General features: G+C 29.1%; 1 protein-coding gene. It reads left to right on the top strand.

Annotated features, from left to right (window positions below; translation table 11 throughout):
- Window positions 1-325 precede the first annotated feature (325 nt).
- Window positions 326-707 (top strand): hypothetical protein (locus tag ACSMFO_RS40160; protein ID WP_436462539.1); only part of this gene is annotated, 382 nt, incomplete at its 3' end.

The following is a 707-nucleotide window of genomic DNA, read 5'->3' as shown; positions in this document are numbered from 1 at the left end:
ATTATTGATCGAGTTCCTAAAAGTTATAAATCTGAATTGGTAAATGAAGCTTTGAGAAAAGTGTTTAAAGAAAAAGGATTATTAGAGTAAAAAACTCACATACATTTAATGTGAGTTTTATTGCTTATACTACAAAAAGGGTTTGCAAAAATGTAGGATTTGGTAGAAAATTAGACATAAGAAAAAGCCCTCAAGTTTTCGACGACTCCGAGGACTTTCTCTAAAAAATATTAAGAAGGGATTAACCTTCAACTACATAACTTTATAAATGTATTCTAACACAATTAGGTTAGTTCCTTCCACTACTAAATGGAGGAATTTAAAAATGCAAAAAGCATTGCAAGAAGCCGAAAAAAAAGCTAGATTACGAGAAATTGAAAACGGTAAAGTTCTAAGTGAAGAAGAATTAAACTATGCAAACGAACTTCAAGCCAAAGCTAATTCAAAGGGAATGAAGTTGGTTCCGGAAAGAAAAATTAAGAATAAAGTGAGGTTTGTACAGTTGATTCAAGAAAATATTTTATATTTAAGGGATATAAAATACTTAACTACTGCAGAGAAAAACTTTTTAATGGATTTAGTTCCTAATGTTGAATTTTCTTCTAACTGTATAGTTAATGATTCTAGACAAGTTAATTCACTTCCCGTTACTCAAAGTGATCTTGCAGAAATATTAGGAAAAAAGAAACAAAATATAAATCCGATTA

It is taken from the genome of Amycolatopsis sp. w19 (assembly GCF_051373225.1).
Lineage (GTDB): Bacteria > Actinomycetota > Actinomycetes > Mycobacteriales > Pseudonocardiaceae > Amycolatopsis > Amycolatopsis japonica.
The sequence above is the reverse complement of the archived record's forward strand: the minus strand, read 5'-3'. Positions and strand labels throughout refer to the sequence as shown.